This is a genomic window from Telluria sp. PB2R4, from assembly GCF_059685695.1.
In genome coordinates this window covers 137,064-160,926 of sequence record NZ_JCASIC010000004.1, presented here as the reverse complement: position 1 = coordinate 160,926, position 23,863 = coordinate 137,064, and the positions used below count along the sequence as shown (strand labels likewise).

Sequence of the window (23,863 nt, the reverse complement as noted above, 5' to 3'; positions counted from 1 at the left end):
CACGACAGGGGGTCGGTACGTTATCGTACGCAGTGCACGGCCTCGCCAGAGGTGACATAGATGCTGTCGCCCGGCTCCGGCCGGATCGCGTGGCCGCCGGTGAAGGAACCGAACGAGGGCAGGATCATGCGGTCCTGTCCGACCACGAAGCACGGCAGGCGCAGCGCGTCGAAACGGGTGGCCAGCACGTAGACGGGATGGATGTGGCCCGCCAGGGCATAGCCTGCTTCTCCCTCTCCCATGGCCAGGTCGGGGTGGTGGCAGAACGCGAACGGCCCGAGCGCGTGCGGCTCGTCCACCATGTCGATGCCGAGCGCCGCGGCCGGGTCGCCGGCATGGCGGTCGTGGTTGCCGCGCACCAGCGTGAGCGCCAGGTCGCGGTGGCGCTCGCGCCAGGCCAGCATCGCCATCTGGGTGGCGCTGGCGTGGGCCGCGCGCGCATGCAGAAAGTCGCCGAGGAAGACGATGTGGCGGGCCCCGTGCGCGTCGACCAGGGCGTCGAGTCCGAGCAGGTTCTCGGTGGTCGTCCCGCGCGGCACCGGCACCCCGAGCGCACGAAAGGCGGCGGCCTTGCCGAAGTGGATGTCGGCGACGACCAGCATCTTCTCGAGCGGCCAGTACAGCGCCTTCTCGGGCAGCAGCAGCAGCGACTCGCCGGCCACCCGGACCGCCACACTGCCGCTCATGCCGCGGCTGCCTTTTCGAGTTCGCGCACCATGCGCGCCACGCGGTCGGACAGCTTCTCGGTGCTGACCTTTTCGCGGAAGCGCTCGACCATCAGGGCGAAGCCGAAGGGCGTGGCGCGCTTGACTTCGCGGAAGGCGACGCGCCGCCCGTGCAACTCGATCAAGGTCTCGCGCAGGCGCGTGAGCTCCAGCTCCTGCTCCAGCACCTCGCGCTGCGCCTGGGTGAGCAGCAGGTTGCCGGCATCGTGTTTGCGGAACACCTCGAAGAACAGCGACGACGAAGCCTGCAGCTGGCGGTTCGACTTGGGCTGGCCCGGATAGCCCTGGAACACCAGCCCGGCGATGCGCGCCACTTCGCGGAAACGCTGCTGCGACAACTGGGTCGCGTTCAGGCTGCCCAGCACGTCCTCCAGCAGGCAGTCGGTCGTGAACAGGTCCACCTCGGCGCCCGTTCCGGCTTCGAAGATGCGGTCCCACGCGACCGGTTCGGGTGTGAGCAGCTCGAAACCGTAATCGTTGATCGCGATCGAAAAGGTCGCGGGCTGCATGCGCCCGAGCCGGTAGGCGAACAGCGAAGCCAGCCCCATGTGCACCGAACGCCCAGCGAAGGGATAGACGAACAGGTGCCAGCCTTCGCGGCTCTTCATGCTCTCGATGACCAGGGTCTCGCTGGTCGGCAGCGCCGACCAGCGGCACTGGATCTCGATCAGCGGGCGGATCGCCTCCATCTCCGGGCCGTCATAGATGCCTTGCGCAGCCAGGCGCAGCTCTTCCAGCGCCGCGTGGGCGAGTTCCGAGGACATCGGCATCTTGGCGCCGCTCCAGCGCGCAATCGCGCCGCGGTTGCTGGTGGCGCGCTTCACGAATGCCGTCATCTCGTGCACGCGCACGAACTCGAGAATGCGCCCGCCGAACAGGAAGTGGTCGCCCGGCTTCATGCGCGAAATGAAGGATTCCTCGACGCTGCCGATGCGCCCGCCGCTCATGTACTTCACCGAGATGGTGGAATCGGACACGATGGTGCCGATGCCCATCCGGTGGCGCCGCCCGATGGCCGTATCCGGCACCCGGTAGACGCCCTCTTCGTCCGGCAGCACGCGCCGGTATTCCGGGTAGGCCAGCAGGCTCTGGCCGCCGCGCGCCACGAAGTCGATCGCCCACTGCCACTCTTCCTCGTCCAGGTTGCGATAGGACCAGGCGCGCTTGACCTCCTCGTACAACTCCGCGGAGCGGAAGCCGCCGCCCAGCGCCACCGTGACCAGGTGCTGCACCAGCACGTCGAAGGGCTTGTTCGGCACGTAGCGGCCTTCGATGCGGCGCGCCGCCACCGCCTTCCTGGCGCCGGCCGCTTCCAGCAGCTCCAGGCTGTTGGTCGGTACCAGGGTCACGCGCGACACCCGGCCCGGCGCATGGCCACTGCGGCCGGCGCGCTGCAGCAGGCGCGCGATGCCCTTGGCGCTGCCCACCTGCAGCACGCGCTCGACCGGCAGGAAATCCACGCCCAGGTCCAGGCTGGCGGTGCAGATGACCGCCTTCAGCTGGCCTTTTTTCAGTCCCATCTCGACCCACTCGCGCACCTCGCGGTCGAGCGAGCCATGGTGCAGCGCGACCAGGCCGGCCCAGTCGGGGCGCTCGTCGATGATGTTCTGGTACCAGATCTCGGACTGCGCGCGGGTGTTGGTGAACACCAGCGTCGCCTCGTGCTGCTCGATTTCGCGGATCACCGGTCCCAGCATCTGCAGGCCCATGTGCCCGCCCCAGGGGAAGCGCGCCACGTTCTCGGGGATCAGGCAGTCGACCGCGATCTTCTTGCGCAGGTCGCCCTCCACCAGCACGCCAGGATTGTCGGGAGGCGCCGCGCCCAGCAGCACCTGGCGCGCCAGGTCGAGGTTGCCCATGGTGGCGGACACGCCCCAGACCAGCAGCTCCGGACGCCACCGGCGCAGCCGGGCCAGCGCCAGTTGCACCTGCACGCCGCGCTTGCTGCCCATCAGTTCGTGCCATTCGTCGATGACGATCATGTCCAGGTGCCTGAACTGCTCGGCGGCGGCGGCGTGGCTGAGCATCAGCGACAGGCTTTCCGGGGTGGTGACGAGGGCGGTCGGCCAGCTGCGCGACTGGCGCGCGCGCTCGGCCGAGCCGGTGTCGCCGGTCCGTGCGCCGATCGTCCAGCCGGGCGCCAGCTCGGCCGCCGACGCCTCCAGCGCGCGCTGGGTGTCGGCGGCGAGCGCGCGCATCGGCGTGATCCACAGCACCCGCAAGCCTGCCGGCTTCTTGCCCTTGACGAGCGCGCCGCGCTGCAGGGCGGCGAACCAGACGGCGAAGGTCTTGCCCGCACCGGTATTGGCATGCAGCAGACCGGATTGCCCGGCGAGCGCAGCCTTCCAGACTGCGCGCTGGAACGGAAACACCGTCCAGCCGCGCGCCGAGAACCAATCCTTGACGACGGTCGGCGAGGGGCCGCTCATGCAGCCGTGACGGCCGTCGGCCTGGACGAAATGGCGCGCATGCTGCTGAAACGGATGGGTGTCGGGCTCATGTCCGGAAGTCTAGCACCGGGCATTTCCGGCTGGCGCAGGCCAAGCCGGTGGCGGGTCCGCCGCGCCCGCTAAGGCAAGCTTCAGAAAGAATATTTCCAAGAGGTACGTCGTCACGAAATAGCGCTTGTGGTGGATGGTTTGGGTGTATGGTTGTTGTTTGCATCAGAACGACTGTCCGGGTTCCGGAACGGTCGAGGTCATGGAATGAGCGAGCGTCAGAAACGGACTGATATCGATACGGCAAACGTGGTCACGCGCGGGGTGAATATCCTGTTTGTGCGCGGCCGCTCGGTGGCACGTCACTACATGGAATACAAGCATGTTCCGCCGGATGTCATCGACCGGGTGCTGGACCGCCCCTGCTTGCGGCGCGTGCCCAGCGCCGAGCAACTGAGGTCGGAAGCGATCACGCCCTTTCCTCCTGGCCCTACGGACGAGTAGCGGCGGCCAGCAGCCCCTTGAGCGTATCGAGGGTATCGGCTTCTTCCACCGGCTTGTCGAGGCGCCGCCGCAGGATGCGCGGGAAGCGCACCGCGACCCCGGCCTTGTGCCGGGTCGACAGGGCGATGCCCTCGAAGCCCAGTTCGAACACCATGGTGGGCTTCACCGAGCGCACCGGTCCGAACTTCTCGACGGTGGTCTTGCGCACGACATTGTCGACCTGGGCGATCTCGGCATCGGTCAGGCCCGAATAGGCTTTGGCGAAGGGCACGAGCTTGCGCTCGTCGCCCTCCCCGTCCCACACGGCAAACGTGTAATCGGTGTAGAGCGAGGCACGCCGGCCGCTGCCGGCCTGGGCGTAGATCAGCACCGCGTCCACCGTGTAGGGGTCGATCTTCCATTTCCACCAGGTGCCGACGTCCTTGGTGCGGCCCACGCCATACTGGGCGCTGCGCGCCTTGAGCATCATGCCTTCGACGCCGCGTTGACGCGATTCGGCGCGCAGCAGCGCCAGCGCGTCCCAGCTGTCGGCCTGCACCACCGGCGACAGGCGCAGCTGCGGCACGTCGATCGCCTCCACTTCCGTCTCCATCAGCGCGCGCCGTTCGTGCTGGGGCAGCGCGCGCAGGTCGACGCCGCCGAATTCAAGCAGATCGTAGCAGCACAGCACGGCCGGCAGTTCCCCCAGCAGCTTGCTGCTCAAGGTCTTGCGGCCGATGCGCTTCTGCAGGTCGGCGAAGGGCGCGGGCGCGGCGCAGCCCGGCTGCCAGATCAGCACTTCGCCGTCCAGCACCGTGCCTTCCGGGAGGCGCACATTCGCCAGCTCCGGGAAGCGCTCGGTGATCAGGTCTTCGCCGCGCGACCACAGGAAATTCTGGCCGCCGCGGCGCACCAGCTGGGCGCGGATGCCGTCGTACTTCCACTCCACCTGCCAGTCGTCGACTTCGCCCAAGGCAGCAGGCTCGCCCTGGAGCTGGTGCGCCAGGAAGAAGGGGTAAGGCTGGCCGCCGCGCAGCTTGTGTTCGTCGTCCGACTGGGCGGCGATCAGCTGCAGGAAGCTGGTGGCGGTGGGCCGTACCGAATTGTCGGTCCAGCCCATCAGGCGCTGGGCGATCAGCTTGCTGTCGACGGCGGCAATCGCCGCCAGCGCGCGCGTGACGAGCAGGCGCGACACGCCGACGCGGAAACCGCCGCCGATGAGTTTGACGAACAGGAAGCGTTCGCGCCAGTCGAGTTCATCCCAGGCCGCGAACAGGGCGTCGCGGATGGTGCCGGGGTCGGCGCCGCGCAGCGGGCCGATCCGGGTCTCCATCCACTCGGCCAGCCCGACGCTGCTCTGCCGCGTCGGCGCCGGCAGGATATGGGCGATGGTCTCGGCCATGTCGCCCACCGCATGGTAGGACTCGTCGAACAGCCATTCGTCCAGCCCTGCGTATTCGATCGCGTACTGGCGCAGCAGTTTGGTCGGCACCGCCTGGCGCGGCTTGCCGCCGGCCAGGAAGTAGACCGCCCAGGCCGCGTTCTCGGGCGCGGCCTGGGAAAAATACGACTGCAGGGCGTCGAGCTTGCGGGTAGTGGACGTGGTTTCGTCGAGTTCGGCGTACAGGCGGGCGAATTCACGCATCGCGCGCTTCCTCCGTTGCCTCCGCCGGCGCCTCCGCAGCCGCTTCTTTCGCCACCCCGGCGCCGGCCGGCGGCAGCGCCTCGTCCTCTTCCTCGTCGCCGTATTCGGTATCGAAGCCCTTGGCATCCAGCCCGTTCTGGCACAGCCAGCGCACCATGGTCGGAATCGAGCCGTGGGTCACGATGACCTGCTGCGCCTCGGTGGCCTTGATGGCGCTCATCAGGCCGGGCCAGTCGGCATGGTCGGACAGCACAAAGCCGCGGTCGACGCCGCGACGCCGGCGTGCGCCGCGCAGCAGCATCCAGCCGCTGGCGAAGGAATCGCTGTAGTCGCCGAAGCGCTTCATCCAGGGCGAGCCGCTGGCCGACTGGGGCGCGATCACGATCGCGCGGCGCAGGGCCGCCTTGTCGATCTCGCTGACCATGACCGTTTCGGGCAAGGCCACCCCACCGGCGCGGTACACGCGATTGAGCGGTTCCACCGCGCCGTGGCAGACGATCGGGCCGATGGACGCATCCAGGCGCGAAAGGATGCGCTGGGCCTTGCCAAAGGCGTAGGCGAACACCACGCTGCAGCGCCCCGCCTCGGCATTGCGGCGCCACCACGTATTGATCTCGTCGATGGTCTGCTGCTCCGGCTCCCAGCGGTAGATCGGCAGGCCGAAGGTCGATTCGGTGATGAAGGTATCGCAGCGCACGGGCTCGAAGGGCGCGCAGGTTTTATCGGGCTCGACCTTGTAGTCGCCGGATGCGACCCAGACCTCGCCGCCGCACTCCATGCGGATCTGCGCCGAGCCGAGCACGTGGCCGGCCGGATGCAGCGAGATCGCCACGCCGTTATGCGTGATGCTTTCGCCGTATTCCAGCCCCTGGACATTGATCTCGCCCAGCCGGGACTTGAGCACGTTGACGCCCGGCGCCGCCGACAGGTAATGGCCGTGACCGTAGCGCGCATGGTCGCCGTGGGCGTGCGTGATGATGGCCCGGTCCACCGGGCGCCACGGGTCGATGTAGAACCCACCCGGCACACAATACAGGCCTTCCTTGCGGACGACGACCATGTCTCCCATGCAGTCCTTTCTTTTTACGCAGGCGCGAGAAATTCGGCCAGGAAGGTGCGCGGCTCTTCCTGGTCTGGGAATGTCAGTGTCACCTGGTCGCCGGCCACCGCGACGACGGTGCCCTCGCCGTATTTCGGCGCCCTGGCGCGGCCGCCGACCTCGAACTGCGGTCCGGAAGGCATGGGCGCCTGCTCGCGGTCGAATTCGTCGTCGCGGATCTCGATGTCCTCCAGCAGCGCCGCCGGCGGGTTCAGGCAGTTGTCGCACTTGCAGCACTTCTCGAAGCCGTCGACCGCGTCGCCGAAATAGTCCAGCAACAGCTTCCAGCGGCAAAAACCGCTTACTGCATAGCCTACCATTTGATTCAGCGCCTCGCGGTCACGTTCAGCCTTCTGAACATAGACCTCGGCCAGTTTGCGAAACACATGCGGTTCAGGGTCCCCCTTGGCCGGGATGAACTCGAGCTTGCGGTTCTGGCGCAGCAGTTTGCCGTCCTTGAGCAGTTTCAGGCAGACCTTGAGCTTGGCTTCGCCCGCCTCTTCCAGCGCCGCTTCCAGGCGCCCGGCGATCACGGCGCCTTCCTCGGCCAGCTCGCGCACCACCGCATAGACAGTCCGCAGCTCGGCTTCGCCCGGATAGTGCTTGACCAGGAAAAACTGCTGGATGCGCTTGTCGTCCTGCAGGAACAGCAGCGTGCATTGCGCATCCAGCCCGTCGCGCCCGGCGCGGCCCGACTCCTGGTAATACGACTCCAGGTTGGCCGGGATCTGCAGGTGGATCACGAAGCGGGTGTCGCTCTTGTCGATGCCCATGCCGAAGGCGTTGGTGGCCACCATCACGCGCCGCTCGCCGTTCATGAACATGTCCTGGTTCAGCTTGCGTTCGCCTGCCGCCAGCTTGCCGTGGTAGATCGTGACCGACTCGCCGGCCTCTTCCAGCACGGCCAGCATTTCCTCGGCCACCTTGACAGTAGCGGCGTAGACGATGCCGACGCCCGGTGTCTCCTGCACCAGCTTCAGGGCCTGGGACAGCTTTTCCTGCGCATTGGTTACCTGCACCACGCCATAGTGCAGGTTGGGCCGGTAGATACCGGTATTGATGACGGTGAGCTTGCGGCCCAGCTGCTTGCCGATGTCGGCTACGACCTCCTCGGTCGCGGTCGCCGTCAGCGCCAGCACCGGCGGCTTGCCGAGGGCGTCGATGGCGGCCGACAGCCCGATGTAGGCCGGGCGGAAGTCGTGCCCCCACTGCGAGATGCAGTGGGCCTCGTCGATGACGACGATGTCGAGCGTGACCGCCTTGAGCACCGCGATGAATTCGGGCGAGACCAGGCGTTCCGGGGTGCAGAACACGATCTCGCAGGCTTCGCTCGCGATCGCTTCGATGGCGGCCGCTTCCTCCTCGGCGCTGAGGCTGCTGTTGACCTGGACCGAGCGGATGCCGAGCTCCTCCAGCTTCTCGAGTTGGTCCTTCATCAGCGAGATCAGGGGCGAGACGACGATGGTGATCCCCTCGAGCATCTTGGCGGGAATCTGGTAGCACAGCGACTTCCCGCCGCCGGTGGGCATGATCGCCAGCGTGTCCTTGCCGTCGAGGACGCTGTCGATCACGTGTTGCTGGCCTTCGCGCAGCTGTTCGATTCCAAAGGTGGAACGCAGCAGGCGGCGGATGGTGTTGCGGCGCACGGCGAGCAGGCCGCGGTGCAGGAGTGTGGGTTCGTGTCGGGTCATGATGGAGGCTACTCTATGCCCGCCGAATGGCCCGGACTATAGGACGCGGCCTAGCTCTCCCGTAGGAGCTCAGCGATAGACACGCTATTCCGGCAACTCAAAAACGTGGTGACAATGTCACAAGGTTTACTCCTACAACTCGGCGGTGTTTTTGCCGATGGCAACAGGCAGATGGAGTGGATAAGATGGAATCATCATAACTACACATCCACCGAACGGGGAGTCTCATCATGGCACGCCATCATCCAAAGACCTGGACCGCACTGCACCTGGCACTGGCCAGCGCGGCGACATGGCTGCTGCTCGAGACCGAGGCCCTCACCGGCGCGCTGCTGGTCGCGTTTCACTGATCCGGCAGGTCGGCGCGCGCGTGGGTCAGCCCTCGCGTATATACGCCGACCGCCTTGCCGTATATCTCGGTTTCCGATTCATAAGCCATGCCAAGACGCCTGGCAACGCGCAGCGACGATTCATTGGCCGGAGCGATGAGAGCCCGCACTTTTGGTTCGCGTCGGTTCTCGAGCGCATGATTCAAGGCTGCCGCCGCCGCTTCATTCGCGAATCCCTGGCCCCAAAAGGCGTGATAGGTATTCCAGCCAAGCTCCATCACGGTGGCGTCCTCGCGAAAGAATGCGCCGACATTCCCGACGACCCGGCCCGTCTCCTTTTCCTCGACAGCCCACCATCCGGCGCCATGGATGAGCCATAGTCCTGCCTGTGAACAGAAGATGCGCCATGCAGCCTGGCGGTCGGCCGGGACCAAATGGGCCGAGCTTACCGGGTCGGCGCAATGCGCTGCGAATGCGTCAAAGTCCTCGCGTCGATATTCACGAAGCATGAGTCGCTCCGTATGAAGGTAGGGAACAGAAGTGGTGAACTCGCTATTCATGAACTGGATTCCATGTTTGGCTTTGGTAGCGGTAAGGGACGCTGGGAGCCAACGCGCTGGACGATGATGTAGAGGTGCTTCTGCGGGTACTGGTCGAATTCCAGGTGCCTGCACACACATCCTGCTTCCCCAATCACCCCGAGCAGCCCAGGTATGCCAAGGCTGGCGTAATAAACCTCCGGCCCCATGTACGAATCGACGTGCTCGGACGGCGCATCCAGCCCCCCGATCGAGAAGATGAACACTCCGCCGGGAGTCAGTGTACGCATGAGTTTGTGCAGCAGGACCGCCTGGTCCGCAAGCTGGACATGCCAGATGCTGTCCCAAGCGGAAATAAATCGATATTCGCGTTCCGGTTGCCAGGTGACGGCGTCGGCATGGTGCAAGGTGACCGACGGATCCGCTTCCTTGGCCAATGCCAACATGCGTTCCGAGATATCGATGCCCTCGATGCGCAGTTTGCGCGCGTGCAGGAGCGGATTGAAGCGCGTATTGCATCCGCAACCGACGTTGAGTGCCCAAGCGCCTGGTCCATCGTCTTGAGCGTCCGCTAAGAAAGCCAACGCGCGTTGGTGCTGCTCGATGCCGTTGGCCTGGTTAAACTGATCGTCCAGCCAACGCTCCGCCAGTAGATTGTAGGCGGAAGCGATAGGCAAAGCTTGCATCAGGGCTCCTCTTTGTCAGTGCTACTGTACTTTCATCTGGCAATATAGATTCGAATTCTGGTATATGCCTTTTCTCCGGTACCCCCCCCGTTTTTAGAGCACACGAAAATTAGAGGTTAAGCGGCCAATGCCAATTTCTTTTTTGGCGTAATACCGCCGAGTGCCATATTAGGCCGGGCGTGATTGTAGGTCCACAGCCAGTAGGTGGCAAATTCCTGGATTTCGTAGAGCGTCTTGAACAGCCGTTGAACTTAGCATAGCACTTCCCACGGCTCATAAATCGCCCCCCATCACGCAAGATAGGTCCGCCTCGAATGAAATTCTAAAAGCCTGACCCGAGCATCGAGTATGATATTTACATGCCTACTCAACCAAGAAAATCATTTGCCGGACCTAATCCCGCGTTTCTACAGCAATCACGAGCCTTGAATGGGCGGCACTATTCTCCAAAGCGCTTGATACCCCTCGCCTGCACCACGTTGGCACTGGTGGCGACGAACGCCCTGGCCGCATCCTGCGGCGCGCCGCCCTCCGGCGAATTGAAGGCCGAGCGCGTCGCCGCCGTCGCGGCCTCGCGTGCCGAACCAGGCTTGTATGAAGGGCCGGTGTGGATCCGCGACGCACTCTACTTCTCCGACTTCAGCTTTGCCAAGGGCTTTCCCTCGCGCGTGCGCAAGCTGGCGCCGGATGGGACGGTCGGCACCGCGATCGAGGACAGCGGCAGCAACGGCCTGGCCGTGGACGCAGGCGGCAACCTGGTCGCCGCGAGCCACAAGGACAAGGCGCTGGTGCGCCATACCCGGGAAGGCAAGCAGGTACGGCTTGCCGGCAGCTTCAAGGGAAACGTCTTCAACTCGCCCAACGACATGGCCCTCGCACGTGACGGCACGATCTACTTTACGGATCCCGACTGGCAAAAGGCGGCTGCGCCCGGCGGACAGCCCGTGACCGGCATCTACCGCGTCGGCACGGACGGCGCAGTGACCCTGGTGGACGGCACGCGCGCCAATCCCAACGGGATCGCGCTGTCGCCTGCCGGAGACGCCCTGTACGTGAACGCCAGCGATGGCCTGCTGGTGGCCTATCCCATCGTCAAGGGCGTGCCGCAGGCTGGGCGCGCGCTGGTGAGCGGGCTCGAGGGAGCGGACGGCATGACGCTCGATTGCCACGGCAACCTGTACGTGACCGAGCATGGCGCGAAACGGGTGCGCGTGTTTTCGCCCCAGGGCAAGGGGCTGGCGACCATCCGGGTGGACGCCAACGTCACCAATGCGGCCTTCGGCGGCGCCGACGGCAAGACCTTGTACATCACCGGCGCGGGCGCGCTGTGGCAGCTGGCGCTGGACGTGAGCGGTATGCCGTATTAAAAAAAAAACGCCATCCCGATGACGGAATGGCGTTCTTGCTCGATGGGCCACGCAAGCCTTGCGGCCTGCCCTCGCATCCCATCCTCACATCATGCCGCCTTGGCTTCCTCGACGACGCTCTCTTCTTCCACCGGCAGGCGCATCAGGTAATCGAAGGCCGCCAGCGAGGCCTTGGCGCCCTCGCCCACCGCGATCACGATCTGCTTGAACGGCACCGTGGTCACGTCGCCCGCGGCGAACACGCCCGGGATCGAGGTCTGGCCCTTGGCGTCGACTTCGATTTCGCCATGCGCCGACAGGTCCATCGTGCCCTTGAGCCATTCAGCATTCGGCACCAGGCCGATCTGCACGAACACGCCTTCCAGGTCGACCCGCTTCATGTCGCCGCTGTTGCGGTCCTTGTAGCTCAAGCCGTTGACGATCTTGCCGTCGCCGTGGATCTCGGTGGTCTGCGCCGACTTGATCACGGTGACGTTCTTCAGCGAGTACAGCTTGCGCTGCAGGACCGCATCGGCACGCAGCTCGGCGCCAAACTCGACCAGGGTCACTTCCTTGACGATGCCCGCCAGGTCGATCGCCGCCTCGACACCCGAGTTGCCGCCGCCGATCACGGCCACGCGCTTGCCCTTGAACAGCGGACCGTCGCAGTGCGGGCAATACGCCACGCCGTGGTTGCGGTATTCCTTCTCGCCCGGCACGTTGATTTCGCGCCAGCGGGCGCCGGTGGCGATGATCACCGACTTGCTCTTCAATACCGCACCGGTCTCGGTGTGCACTTCGATCAGCTTGCCTTCGACCAGCTTGTTGGCGCGCTGGGTATTCATGATGTCGACGTCGTAGTGCTTGACGTGCTCTTCCAGGGCGACGGCGAATTTCGGGCCGTCGGTTTCCTTCATCGAGACGAAGTTCTCGATGGCGAGCGTGTCCAGCACCTGGCCGCCGAAGCGGTCGGCCAGCACGCCGGTACGGATGCCCTTGCGCGCGGCATAGATCGCCGCAGCCGCGCCGGCAGGACCGCCGCCGACGATCAGCACGTCGAACGGGTCTTTCTTGTTCAGCTCGAGCGCCTTGCGGGCGCCGGCGCCGGTGTCGATCTTGGCCAGGATCTCTTCCACGCTGGTGCGGCCCTGGCCGAAGTGCTGGCCGTTCAGGAACATCATCGGTACCGCCATGATCTGGCGCGCTTCGACTTCGCTCTTGAACACGCCGCCGTCGACGGCGACAACCTTGATGCGCGGGTTAATCACCGACATCGAATTGAGCGCCTGCACCACTTCCGGGCAGTTATGGCAGCTCAGCGAGATAAAGGTTTCGAAGACGTAGTCGCCTTCCAGGTTCTTGATCTGCTCGATGACCGAGGCGTCGAGCTTGATCGGGTGGCCGCCTACCTGCAGCAGCGCCAGCACCAGCGAGCTGAATTCGTGGCCGAGCGGGATGCCGGCGAAATCGACGCCGATATCGGTGCCCACGCGCTTGATCGAGAAGGAAGGCTTGCGGGCATTGTCGCCGTCGTTGCGCACGGTGATCTTGTCGCTCAACGCGGCGATTTCGCGGAGCAGTTCATCCATTTCGCGCGCCTTCGGCGAATCATCCAGCGATGCAACGAGCTCAATCGGCTGCACCACTTTTTCCAGATAGGCTTGCAACTGCTTCTTGAGGGTTGCGTCCAGCATGATGGTTTCCTTGACGATGACGTTATTCGGGTTCCAGAAACGAACCGGGCCGCCACGGCGGCCCGGGTCAGTACTACTGCACTGCTACTTAGATCTTGCCGACCAGGTCCAGCGACGGGGTCAGGGTTTCAGCGCCTTCGGTCCACTTGGCCGGGCACACTTCGCCCGGGTGCGATGCGACGTACTGGGCAGCCTTCACCTTGCGCATCAGTTCCGATGCGTCGCGGCCGATGCCGTTGTCGTGCACTTCCATCAGCTTGATCTGGCCTTCCGGATTGATCACGAAGGTGCCGCGCAGCGCCATGCCTTCTTCTTCGATCATGACTTCGAAGTTGCGCGACAGGGTGCCGGTCGGGTCGCCGATCAGCGGGTAGTTCACTTTCTTGATGGCGTCCGAGGTGTCGTGCCATGCCTTGTGGGCAAAGTGGCTGTCGGTCGACACGCCGTAGACGTTGACGCCCATCTTTTCGAATTCAGGCTGGAAGGCAGCCAGGTCTTCCAGTTCGGTCGGGCAGACGAAGGTGAAGTCAGCCGGGTAGAACATCAGAACCGACCAGGTGCCCTTGAAGTTCTCTTCCGTCAGATCGATGAACTTGCCGTTGCTGTAAGCGGTTGCCTTGAACGGCTTGATCTGGGTGTTGATGAGGGACATGTATTCTCCTGTTTTCGGGTTGTTGAAGAGTTGATAGACGCCAGTGTACCGAGCTGGTCGTCTTTTGTGAAATTGATTGATGCGATACTGCCGATTGATTTTAACTATCGAACAAGCATTGCTTTCCCCTATTGAGGGTATACCGCGACGGCAAGCCGGCGCGATCCGTGAAGTGTGGACGAAACGACAGCAGTGTGCAACCCGTGCTTCGATTGGTGCCAAGGGGAGGATGTTCGTAGGGTGGGCGGCTTTGCCGCCCACGCGTTCAACTATCCGATCAAAAGCCGCAGCGTCAGTTCAACCGTAATTTGAACGCGTGGGCGGGAGACCCGCCCACCCTACGCGGCAGTAACCGCCCCCACCGTCCGCTCGCAGGTCGGCAGGATCAGGGTGAACGTCGAGCCTTCGCCCGGCTTGCTGGTCACGCGCAATTCTCCGCCATGCGAAATCGCCAGCTGGCGCGAGATGTACAGCCCCAGGCCCAGCCCCTTCGGCTCGCCATTGCGGGCGCCGCGCTCGTAGGGTTCGAAGATGCGTTCCAGGTCGCTCGGGGCGATGCCCTTGCCCTCGTCGCGCACGTGGATGCTCACCGTGTCGTCCGCATACTGCACGCTGACTTCGACCGGCTGCCCGCCGCCGTAGCGCAGTGCGTTGGTCAAGAGGTTGACCACCACCTGCTCGATGCGGAATTCGTCCCAGCAGCCTTCCACCGGCGGGTGCGGATGGAGCGACATCTTGCAGCCGGTGGCCGTGGCCTGCAGCGACAGATCGCTGACCACGCGCTCGAGCAGGTCCATCAGCTGGACCTGGCCCGGGCGGATCGACAGCTGGCCGCTGCGCATGCGCGAGACGTCGAGCATGTCGTCGATCAGGCGGATCATCGCCTTGATCTGGCGTTCGTCGCGCCGGATCATGGTCTCGAACTGGTCCGGATTGATCGAGCCCAGCGTACCGCGCTTGAGCTGCAGGGTGCGCATCTGGGTTTCCAGGAACAGCGTGTTGAGCGGCGTGCGCAGTTCGTGCGCGACCAGCGACATGAATTCGTCGCGCATGCGCAGCGAACGCTGCAGTTCTTCCTGGGTCTGGTTCAGCTCGCGCAGCAGGGTTTCCTGCTCCTGGCGGCTGCGCTCGAGGGCGGCCATCTGGCGCTGCATCTGGCGGCGCTGCTGGTCGAGCGTGACGAACACGTTCACCTTGCTGCGCACCGCGTCGGAATCGAGCGGCTTGTACAGGAAGTCGACGGCGCCGCTCTCGTAGCCCTTGAAGGCGTAGTTCAGCTCGCGCCCTGCGGCGGACACGAACACGATCGGGATGTTGCGGGTACGCTCAGTGCCGCGCATCAGTTCGGCCAGTTCGAAGCCGTCCATGCCCGGCATCTGCACGTCGAGGATGGCGAGCGCGAACTCGTGCTGGAGCATCAGCGCCAGCGCTTCGTCGCCTGACGAAGCCTGGTAGACCAGGCGTCCTTCGCCGCGGATCAGGGCGTCGAGCGCGCGCAGGTTTTCCGGCAGGTCGTCGACGATGAGAAGTTTGCTTGGGTCCTGGACGCTCATGGGTTCTCCAACTGGGGCAGCAATGTCCGGATTCCGGACAGGGGCAACACGAGGTGCGGCGCGCAGCGCCGGATGGCCTCGGCAGGCATGGTGCTGGCCTGCGCTTCAAGCGGGTCCTGCACCACGGTCAGCCCGCCGCGTTCGCGAATGCAGCGCATGCCCTCGGCGCCATCCATGTTGGCGCCGGTGAGCAGGATGCCGGCCAGCGCCGCGCCATAGGCGTCGGCGCCCGATTCCATCAGTACGTCGATCGCCGGGCGCGCGAAATGCACCGGCGGCTCGCAGCTGAGCGAGAACGTGCGGTCGCGCTCGATCGACAGATGATACCCTGCGCCGGCAAAATAGATCACGCCCGGCTCGACCGGCTCCTTGTCGCGCGCCTCGCGCACCGGCAGCGCGCTGCGCGCGGCGAACAGCTCGGCCAGCCGGCTCTCGCGGTCGGCCGGCACGTGCAGGATGCAGGCGACGGCGGGCCGGTAGCCCGGCGGTAGCGCCGGCAGCAAGCCGATGAGCGCGTCCACGCCGCCGGCCGAGCCGCCGATCACCACCAGCTCGATGCGGCGGCCGGCCAGGGCCTCCTGCATTTCCTGCGTTTTCTGTACAGCGGCGGTCACGCAATCCCCTTGCGAAAGATCCGCTCACGCCGCGCCACCGGGTCGAAGCGGTCGGCATAGGCCGAGAAGTCGATGCTTTCCTTGCTGCCCAGGCCGAGGAAGCCGCGGTAGCACAGCGACTCGTGGAACAGGCCGAGCACGCGGTCCTGCAGGCGCCGGTTGAAGTAGATCAGCACGTTACGACAGCTGACGAAGTGGGTTTCCGAGAACACGCTGTCGGTGGCCAGGCTGTGGTCGGCGAAGGTCACGTTTTCCAGCAGCGCGCGGTCGAACAGGGCGCCGTCGTAGGCGGCGGTGTAGTAATCGGAAAACGCGCTGCGCCCGCCCGCGCGCTGGTAGTTTTCGGTATAGGTGCGCATGCGCTCGAGCGAGAACACGCCGCGCCGCGCCGCCTCCAGCGATTCCGGGTTGATGTCGGTCGCGTAGATGATGCTGCGTTCGAGCAGGCCCTCTTCCTTGAGCATGATCGCCATCGAATACACTTCTTCGCCGGTGCTGCAGCCTGCCACCCAGATTTTCAGCGAGGGGTAGGTCCTCAGGAAAGGCACGACCTGCTCGCGCAGCGCCAGCCAGTATTCCGGGTCGCGGAACATCTCGGTCACCGGAATCGTCAGGTATTGCAGCAGCTGGGCGAAGCCGTCCGGCTCGTGCATCACCCTGGCCTGCAGGGCGGACACCGTATCGCAATCCATCTCGCGCATGGCCACCAGGATGCGGCGCTTCTGCGAGGCGCCGGTGTAGTCGCGGAAGTCGTAGTTGTACTTCAGGTAGACCGCCTCCACGAGCATCTTCAGCTCGATGTCGAAGTCGTCCGGCGGCTCCACCAGGCTCGGGATGTTCAAATGCGCTCCAGTGCCGGCATCCACACCCGCAGCAGCGAGTACAGGCGGCTCAGGTCGATCGGCTTGGCCAGGTAGTCGTTGGCGCCGGCGGCCAGGCACTGCTCCTGGTCGTCCTTCATGGCCTTGGCCGTGATCGCGATGATCGGCAGGCGGTCGAAGCGGCCGTCGGCGCGGATGCGGCGGGTTGCTTCCAGTCCGTCCATCCCCGGCATCATCACGTCCATCAGCACCAGGTCGATCCCTGGGACCGCGTCCATCTTGTCCAATGCTTCGTACCCGTTTCGGCCGACTTCCACCTTGGCGCCGCGCGATTCCAGCGCGCTGGTCAGCGCGAACACGTTGCGCACGTCGTCGTCCACCAGCAGGATGGTGCGCCCTTCGAACACGCGGTCGCGGCCGCGCACCGCCTTGAGCATGGTCTGGCGTTCCGACGACAGCTCGCTCTCGACCTTGTGCAGGAACAGCGTCACCTCGTCCAGCAGGCGTTCGGGCGAGCGCGCGCCCTTGATGATGATCGAGCGCGAATACTTGAGCAGCTCGGCCTCTTCGTCGCGCGTCAGGTTGCGGCCGGTGTACACGATCACCGGCGGGAAGGAGCACAGTTCCTCGGCCGACATGCGCTCGAGCAGCTCCCTGCCCTGCATGTCCGGCAGCTTGAGGTCGATGATCATGCAGTCGAAGATCTGCGCTTTCAGCAGGGACAGGGCTTCGCCCGCGGTACCGACCGCCGCGATCTCGACGTCGGCGTCGGCGATCAGCTGGACCACGCTATCGCGCTGGCGCTCGTCGTCCTCGACCAGCAGCACGCGCTTGATCTTCTGGCTCGATTTTTCCTGCAGCTTGTGGAACACCTCTTCCAGCTGCTCGCGGCTGGTCGGCTTGAGCGCATAGCCGATCGCGCCCAGGTGCAGGGCTTCGCCGCCGTTCTCGATGCTCGAGACAACGTGCACCGGGATGTGGCGGGTGGCCGGGTTGTCCTTGAGCTGCTGCAGCACCGACAGGCCCGAGCTGTCGGGCAGGCGGATGTCGAGCAGCACGGCGTCCGGCTTCTGGCTGGCGGCCAGCGCCAGCCCCTCGCCGGCGCTGTGCGCCACCAGGCAGCGGTAGTCGAGTTCATGCGCCAGGTCGAACAGGATGCGCGCGAATTCGGGCTCGTCCTCGATGACCAGCACGGTGCGCGATCTTGCTCCGGACACGGCGGCCGGCTCGTCGCGGTCGTCCGGGAAGCTGGCCAGCGGCTCGGTCTGGGACTGGACCGGTGCCGGGGCTTGCGCGGCCGGCGCCGGCGCGGCGGCCACGCTCGCGGCATGGACCGGCGCCAGCGTGGGCGCCGCCGGCGGCGTCGCCGCCACCGCACCGCTGCGCGGCAGGCTCAGGGTGAACAGGCTGCCTTCGCCAGGCTGGCTGGCCACGTTCAGGGTACCGCCCAGCAGGCTGGTCAGGTCGCGCGAGATCGACAGGCCCAGGCCGGTGCCGCCGTAGCGGCGGCTGGTGGTGCCGTCGGCCTGGTGGAAGGCGTCGAAGATCTTGTCCTGCTGCTCGGGCGCGATGCCGATGCCGGAATCGCGCACGCCGAACTGGACCCATCCTTCCGGGGTCACGCTGACGCTCATCGCGACCTTGCCGCTGTCGGTGAACTTGATTGCGTTGGACAGCAGGTTCTTGAGGATCTGCTCGACGCGCTGGCGGTCGGTGAGGATCGAGGCCGGCACGTCCGGATCGATGGCGATGCTGAAGTCGAGCGCTTTCTGGCGCGCCAGCGGCTCGAAGCTGCGCGCCATGCCCTCGACCATGCGGCGCAGCGGCACTTCTTCCGGCACCAGCTCGAGCTTGCCCGCCTCGACCTTCGAGATGTCGAGGATGTCGTTGATCAGGTGCAGCAGGTCGTTGCCGGCCGAGTAGATGGTCTGGGCGAAGCGCACCTGCTCGTCGTTCAGGTTGCCGGCGGCGTTATCGGCCAACAGCTTGGCCAGGATCAGCGAGCTGTTGAGCGGCGTGCGCAGCTCGTGCGACATATTGGCCAGGAATTCGGACTTGTAGCGGCTCGCGCGTTCCAGTTCCAGCGCGCGCTGGCGCAGCTGTTCCTGGGCGCCGGTCAGGGCGGCGTTCTTCATGTCGAGGCTCAAGGCCTGCTCGGCCAGCTGGTCGTTGGTGGCGCGCAGTTCCGACTGCTGGTTTTCCAGCGCGGTCTGTGATTCTTCCAGCGCGCGCGACTGCTCTTCCAGCTCCTCGTTGGCGGTGCGCAGCTCTTCCTGCTGCACCTGCAGTTCCTCGTTCAGGGTCTGGGTTTCTTCCAGCGCGTGCTGCAGGCGCAGGCGGTACAGCACCGCCGCCATCGCGGCGCCGACGCTCGGCGCGATCAGCTCCATGAATTCGCGGTCGCGCGCACTTACAGGATGCAGGAAGCCGATCTCGATCACGCCCTTGATCTTGCCGTGGTTGTGGACCGGCGCGATCAGGAGTTCGCGCGGCGCGGCCTCGCCCAACGCGGAGCCCACCTTGATATAACCGGCCGGCAGGTCATGCAGCACCACGATGCGCTTCTCGACGGCGGCGCGGCTGGCCAGCGAATCGCCCGGCATGATCACCTGTGCGTCGTCGTCACCGTCGAAAGCGAATCCATAGGCGCCGATGCGGCGCAGGACGCCGTCTTCGCCGTACACATACATGGCCGCCACCGCGCCGTCCAGGTAGCGCGTCACGTAGCCCAGCACCGCTTCGGCCAGCGGCTCCAGCGAATGGATGCCGGCGCTCAGGGCCGACAGTTCGGTCTGGCCCGAGCGCAGCCAGTCCTGGTGGCGCAGCTGTGCATTATGCTCGGCCTCGTGTTCCAGCGTCTCGTGGTAGGAATTCGACAGCGTGACCAGCTGGCGGCGGCCGAACAGCGCCAGGCCGGCGCCCACCAGCAGGCTCAGGAGCAGGAAAGAGACCACCGACCAGGTCGTGACGCGGCGCGCCTCTTCGTTACGCTCGCGCAGCAGGCGGCGCTCCAGGTCGAGGAAATCGTCGAAGGTGCGGCGGATCTCGTCGGTCAGGATCTTGCCGCGGCCGCTGCGCACGGCGTCGAGATAGGCGGGATCGTTACGGCGGCGGCGCTCGATCATCTCGGTCGCGAAGGCTTTCCACTGCGTCTGCGCAGCCTGGATCCGCTTGATGCGGTCGACCTGGGCCGGATTATCGGCCACCATCTCGCTCACCCCTTGCAGACCGCTCTGCACGCGCTGTAGCGCCAGCAGGTAAGGCGACAGGAAGGACTCGTCGCCGGCCAGCAGATAGCCGCGCATGCCGGTTTCCATGTCGGCCGCCAGCTTGCTCACTTCCTGGGCATTGCCAATCACCCGCTCCGAGTGCTCGACGCGATTCAGGACATTGATCAGGTAAGCGATGATGCCGACGAAGACGATCGCGGTGACGACGCTCATGCCCAATGGCAGGGCCACATTGCGGGTCAGGATGCGGCGGAATTGGGAATTATCGATGGATGGGCCGGCCATGCGTGACGAGAAAATAAGAAATGTTAGGAAAAAAATATCCTAAGTGTAACGCATGAAGTCGCTTTCCCGTCACACAATTGGATGGCTACAAGACATGTCAATTGTTAAACAGGAAATTACATTTCGACAAATTCACTTACTTCAGGTGGACCGCCAGATAGGGGGCCGTACGGCTCGCCTTGCACGCTGCGACTTCCTGCGGCGGCCCCGCGCAGATCAGCTTGCCGCCCTCGTCGCCCGCACCCGGACCGACGTCGATCACCCAGTCGCAGCCCGCCACCACGCGCATGGTGTGCTCGACCACGATCACCGTGTTGCCGGCATCGACCAGCCGGTTCAGTTGGGCCACCAGGCGGTCGGCGTCGAGCGGATGCAGGCCGGTGGTCGGCTCGTCCAGCACATAGAGCGTGTTGCCGCGTCCGGCGCGTTGCAGCTCGGACGCCAGCTTGATGCGCTGGGCTTCGCCGCCCGACAGTTCGGTGGCGGGCTGGCCCAGGCGCAGGTACTCCAGCCCCACCTCGCGCAATACCTCGAGCGCGCGTTCGACCGCCGCTTCGCCCTCGAAGAAGTCGATCGCCTCCCCTACCGTCATGCCCAGCACCTCGGCAATGTTCTTCCCACGATAAGTCACCTCCAGCGTCCTGGCGTTATAGCGCGCACCCTCGCAGGTGGGGCATGGCGCGTAGACGCTCGGCAGGAACAGCAGCTCGACCATGACGAAGCCCTCGCCCGCGCAGTGCTCGCAGCGGCCCTTGGCCACGTTGAAGGAGAAGCGGCCGGCGTCGAAGCGGCGCTTCTTCGCGCCCGGGGTGGCGGCGAACAGCTTGCGCACCCCGTCGAACAGGCCGGTATAGGTGGCCAGGTTGGAACGCGGGGTGCGGCCGATCGGTTTCTGGTCAACCCGCACCATGCGCCGGACGCCCTCCATGCCGGCGACGATGCGGCCTTCCAGCGGCAGGGCCGCTTCCTGCTCGAGGCCCGGCTCCTCACCTTCCGGCGCGTCCGCATCGGGCGCCGCCTGGCCGAGGGCGGCGCTGACCAGCTCCACCAGCACCTGGCTGACCAGGCTGGACTTGCCCGAGCCGGAGACGCCGGTCACGGCGCTCAGGACGCCCAGCGGGAATGCCGCATCGATGCCGTCCAGGTTGTTGCGGCGCACGCCCTCCAGCCGCAGCCAGCCGGTGGGCTGGCGCGGGCTGCGTCGCGCCAAAGGCGCTTCGTTGAACAGGTAGCGGCGCGTCTGCGATGCGGCGACCTTTTTCAGGCCGCCGGGCTCACCGCTGTACAGCACCTGCCCGCCCTTCTCGCCCGCTTGCGGCCCGACGTCGACGATCCAGTCGGCCTGGCGGATCACGTCGAGCGCGTGCTCGACCACGAACAGCGAGTTGCCGGCCGCCTTCAGCTGCGCCAGCGCGTCGAGCAGGGCCTCGGTGTCGGCCGGATGCAGGCCGGCCGAGGGTTCGTCCAGCACGTAGACCACGCCGAACAGGTTCGAGCGCACCTGGGTGGCCAGGCGCAGGCGCTGCAGTTCGCCCGGCGACAGCGTCGGCGTGCTGCGCTCCAGCGCCAGGTAGCCCAGGCCCAGGTCGAGCAGCACGCCCAGGCGCGCGCACAGGTCTTGCGCGATGCGCTGGGTGACGATCATCTGCTCGGGATGTTCCTTCGCGCGCTTCTTGTCCGCCTTGGCAGTGCCGGCCGCATAGGGCGCGAGCAGTTCGCCAAGCTTCGCCAGAGGCAGGCGCGACAGCTCCATGATGTCGATGCCGGCAAAGGTCACCGACAGCGCCTCCCGGCGCAGGCGCTTGCCGCGGCACATCGGGCACTCGGTACTCACCATATAGCGCGCCACCCGCTTCTTCATCGATGCGCTCTCGGTATTCGCAAACGTCTGCAGCACGTAGCGGCGCGCCCCGGTGAAGGTGCCCTGGTAGCTGGGCGTCTCCTTGCGCCGGAGCGCCGCCCTGGTTTCCTTGGGGGTGAGGCCGGCATAGACCGGCACGGTCGGGGTCTCGTCGGTGAACAGGATCCAGTCGCGGTCTTTCTTCGGCAACTCGCGCCACGGCGTGTCGACATCAAAGCCCATCGTGACCAGGATGTCGCGCAGGTTCTGGCCGTGCCAGGCCGGCGGCCAGGCCGCCACCGCGCGTTCGCGGATGGTGAGCGTGTCGTCCGGCACCAGCGACTGTTCGGTTACTTCATAGACCCGGCCCAGGCCCGAGCACTGCGGGCAGGCGCCCTCCGGCGTGTTCGGCGAGAAGGACTCCGCGTACAGCAACTCCTGCCCCGGCGGATAGTCGCCGGCGCGCGAATACAGCATGCGCAGGGAATTCGACAGCGTGCTGACGCTGCCGACCGACGAACGCGCGGTGGGCGAGCCGCGCTGCTGCTGCAGGGCGACCGCCGGCGGCAGGCCGTCGATTTCGTCGACTTCCGGCACCGGCATCTGGTGGAACAGGCGGCGCGCATAGGGCGACACCGATTCCAGGTAGCGCCGCTGGGCCTCCGCATACAGGGTGCCGAAGGCGAGCGAGGACTTGCCCGAACCGGAAACGCCGGTGAACACCACCAGCGCCCCGCGCGGGATGTCGACGTCGACGTTCTTCAGGTTGTGCTCGCGGGCGCCGCGTACCCGGACATAGCCTGCGCGGCCTTCGCCGGCAGCGGGCAGCTCGGTTTGCTTGCGGTCGGCGTGCTTGTCGCGCATGAATTCCCCGGCATCGTAAGGTGGATATCGTATTTCATCCCATGCGCGAGAAATTTACCGTGCGCTTGCCAACAATTCACGGGACAAAGCTTGCCAGCCGCTCGCACAGCGGCGCCAGGTCGGCGGGACTGCTGATGGCGGCCACCCGGCGGCAGGCATCGGCCATTTCTTGATTGCCGACAATTCCTGCCAGGCGCTGCCGCAGCCTTGCAGGCGTGAGGCGGCCCGCGCGCAGGCTGTCGCCCACCCCCAAGGCCCTCACCCGGGCCGCATTGTCGAACTGGTCATGCGCCAGCGGCACCACCAGCTGCAGCGTGCCGGCGCGCAGGGCTTCCGCCGTCGTGCCGATCCCGCCGTGGTGCACCAGCGCGGCCACATGCGGCAACAGCGCGCGCAGCGGCACATACTCCTGCCACAGCACCGGCGTGGGCAGGTGGGCCGGCAACTGCGCGCGGTGCGGCGTCAACAGGATGGCGCGCTGGCCCAGCCGCGCGCAGGCGTCGAGCGCGCACAGGAAGTAATCCAGCGCCTGGCGGTTGCCGGTGCCCGGCGTGAACACCACCGGCCTGGCGCCGCCTTCCAGGAAGCGCGCCACTTCCGGCGACAGCGCGGCCTGGGGTGACGGGTCGTACAACGGAAAGCCGGCACGCTCCAGGGGCTGGGGCCAGTCGGGCTGGGTGTGGGCAAACCAGGCCGGGAACAGGGTCACCGACAGATCCGGCACCGTGACGATGTGGTCGATCAGGTCGGCGACCGGCGCCAGCCCGTGCGCCGCGCGCGCCGCATTCACGTCGGGCAGCGCCACCGGATTGATCAGGGCTTGGCCAAGGCGCCGCCACAGCCAGCGGCGCGCCGCCAGCGGCACCCAGCGCGGCACCGGCCAGGGGCCCAGCAGCAGCGGATCGTGTACGGTCGGCAGGTTCGAGGGCGCCAGCCAAGCCGCCGCCACCTTCAGGCCGGGGCGGCGCGCGCGGCACAGGTCGGCCTCTGGCAAGGCCAGCGGGTGGACCAGCAACACGACCCGTTCGCCAGGTGGCAGCGCGGCCACGAAGGCCGGCACCTGCGCCATCGCCGGGCGCGTGGCGCGCCAGACCACGGCCAGGCCACGCGTCGGGTGCCACAGGTCGGGATGGTCGAGCACTGCCTCGTCGGCCGGCAAGCCGTGAAAGTCCAAGCCCGTCGGCGCCACGTAGGGCCCGTGCTGGGACGGGCCGAGCATCGTGACCCGGTGGCCGTGCTCGCGCAAGGCCAGCGCCACGCGCATGAACGGGAACAGGTCGCCCGCCGAGCCGATGGTGACGACCACGAAATGCGGCGCGGACATCGTAC

At 66.0% G+C, this 23,863-nt stretch carries 17 protein-coding genes; 2 read left to right on the top strand and 15 right to left on the bottom strand.

Going from position 1 to position 23,863, the window contains the following annotated elements:
* Positions 1–20: 20 nt before the first annotated feature.
* Together pdeM and AC56LU_RS09125 are read right to left on the bottom strand one after the other, a co-directional pair.
* Positions 21–686, bottom strand: a complete 666-nt coding sequence (pdeM, locus tag AC56LU_RS09130) for a ligase-associated DNA damage response endonuclease PdeM (protein ID WP_497175275.1) — start codon at positions 684–686, stop codon at positions 21–23.
* Positions 683–3,154: a ligase-associated DNA damage response DEXH box helicase gene (locus AC56LU_RS09125; RefSeq protein ID WP_497175274.1), complete on the bottom strand. Its 2,472-nt coding sequence runs from the start codon at positions 3,152–3,154 to the stop codon at positions 683–685. The genes pdeM and AC56LU_RS09125 overlap by 4 nt, the downstream gene beginning before the upstream one ends.
* A gap of 276 nt (positions 3,155–3,430) precedes the next feature.
* Here AC56LU_RS09125 and AC56LU_RS09120 point away from each other — a divergent pair, with 276 nt between their 5' ends.
* Entirely contained in the window at positions 3,431–3,667 is a 237-nt protein-coding gene (locus tag AC56LU_RS09120) for a hypothetical protein (protein ID WP_497175273.1), read from the top strand.
* Here AC56LU_RS09120 and AC56LU_RS09115 read toward each other — a convergent pair.
* The 5 genes from AC56LU_RS09115 to AC56LU_RS09095 all read right to left on the bottom strand — a co-directional run bounded on the left by AC56LU_RS09115 (position 3,654) and on the right by AC56LU_RS09095 (position 9,635).
* Entirely contained in the window at positions 3,654–5,291 is a 1,638-nt protein-coding gene (locus AC56LU_RS09115) for an ATP-dependent DNA ligase (RefSeq protein WP_497175272.1), read from the bottom strand. The two genes, AC56LU_RS09120 and AC56LU_RS09115, sit on opposite strands and share 14 nt — an antisense overlap.
* On the bottom strand, positions 5,284–6,360 hold the full coding sequence (locus AC56LU_RS09110) for a ligase-associated DNA damage response exonuclease (RefSeq protein ID WP_497175271.1): 1,077 nt from the start codon (positions 6,358–6,360) through the stop codon (positions 5,284–5,286). The genes AC56LU_RS09115 and AC56LU_RS09110 overlap by 8 nt, the downstream gene beginning before the upstream one ends.
* A gap of 14 nt (positions 6,361–6,374) precedes the next feature.
* Entirely contained in the window at positions 6,375–8,081 is a 1,707-nt protein-coding gene (locus tag AC56LU_RS09105) for a RecQ family ATP-dependent DNA helicase (protein ID WP_497175270.1), read from the bottom strand.
* Positions 8,082–8,424: 343 nt separating this feature from the next.
* Complete coding sequence (locus AC56LU_RS09100; protein ID WP_497175269.1) at positions 8,425–8,970, bottom strand: GNAT family N-acetyltransferase; 546 nt, start codon at positions 8,968–8,970, stop codon at positions 8,425–8,427.
* Positions 8,967–9,635: a class I SAM-dependent DNA methyltransferase gene (locus AC56LU_RS09095; protein WP_497175268.1), complete on the bottom strand. Its 669-nt coding sequence runs from the start codon at positions 9,633–9,635 to the stop codon at positions 8,967–8,969. The genes AC56LU_RS09100 and AC56LU_RS09095 overlap by 4 nt, the downstream gene beginning before the upstream one ends.
* Positions 9,636–10,090: 455 nt before the next feature.
* Here AC56LU_RS09095 and AC56LU_RS09090 point away from each other — a divergent pair, with 455 nt between their 5' ends.
* A complete protein-coding gene (locus tag AC56LU_RS09090; protein ID WP_497175267.1) occupies positions 10,091–11,002 on the top strand; it encodes an SMP-30/gluconolactonase/LRE family protein in 912 nt (303 codons plus the stop codon).
* A gap of 89 nt (positions 11,003–11,091) precedes the next feature.
* On the opposite strand, the gene ahpF is transcribed toward AC56LU_RS09090, so the two are convergent.
* From ahpF to AC56LU_RS09050, 8 genes are all read right to left on the bottom strand, one after another.
* Positions 11,092–12,675, bottom strand: coding sequence for an alkyl hydroperoxide reductase subunit F (ahpF, locus tag AC56LU_RS09085; protein WP_497175266.1), 1,584 nt, complete (start codon positions 12,673–12,675; stop codon positions 11,092–11,094).
* A gap of 88 nt (positions 12,676–12,763) precedes the next feature.
* The gene (gene ahpC / locus AC56LU_RS09080; RefSeq protein WP_497175265.1) at positions 12,764–13,327 is read right to left on the bottom strand and encodes an alkyl hydroperoxide reductase subunit C; all 564 of its coding nucleotides are present in this window, start codon (positions 13,325–13,327) and stop codon (positions 12,764–12,766) included.
* A gap of 338 nt (positions 13,328–13,665) precedes the next feature.
* Entirely contained in the window at positions 13,666–14,880 is a 1,215-nt protein-coding gene (locus AC56LU_RS09075) for a hybrid sensor histidine kinase/response regulator (RefSeq protein ID WP_497175264.1), read from the bottom strand.
* Complete coding sequence (locus AC56LU_RS09070; RefSeq protein WP_497175442.1) at positions 14,877–15,464, bottom strand: chemotaxis protein CheB; 588 nt, start codon at positions 15,462–15,464, stop codon at positions 14,877–14,879. The genes AC56LU_RS09075 and AC56LU_RS09070 overlap by 4 nt, the downstream gene beginning before the upstream one ends.
* Positions 15,465–15,490: 26 nt before the next feature.
* Positions 15,491–16,282 (bottom strand): CheR family methyltransferase, encoded by a 792-nt coding sequence (locus tag AC56LU_RS09065; protein ID WP_497175441.1) that lies wholly within the window; start codon positions 16,280–16,282, stop codon positions 15,491–15,493.
* Positions 16,283–16,332: 50 nt separating this feature from the next.
* Complete coding sequence (locus AC56LU_RS09060; RefSeq protein ID WP_497175263.1) at positions 16,333–19,830, bottom strand: response regulator; 3,498 nt, start codon at positions 19,828–19,830, stop codon at positions 16,333–16,335.
* Between the two features lie 136 nt (positions 19,831–19,966).
* The gene (locus AC56LU_RS09055) at positions 19,967–22,534 is read right to left on the bottom strand and encodes an excinuclease ABC subunit UvrA (RefSeq protein ID WP_497175262.1); all 2,568 of its coding nucleotides are present in this window, start codon (positions 22,532–22,534) and stop codon (positions 19,967–19,969) included.
* 76 nt (positions 22,535–22,610) lie between these two features.
* Positions 22,611–23,858 carry a glycosyltransferase gene (locus AC56LU_RS09050; RefSeq protein ID WP_497175261.1) on the bottom strand — a complete coding sequence of 416 codons (1,248 nt, stop codon included), beginning with the start codon at positions 23,856–23,858 and terminating at the stop codon, positions 22,611–22,613.
* Positions 23,859–23,863: the final 5 nt, after the last annotated feature.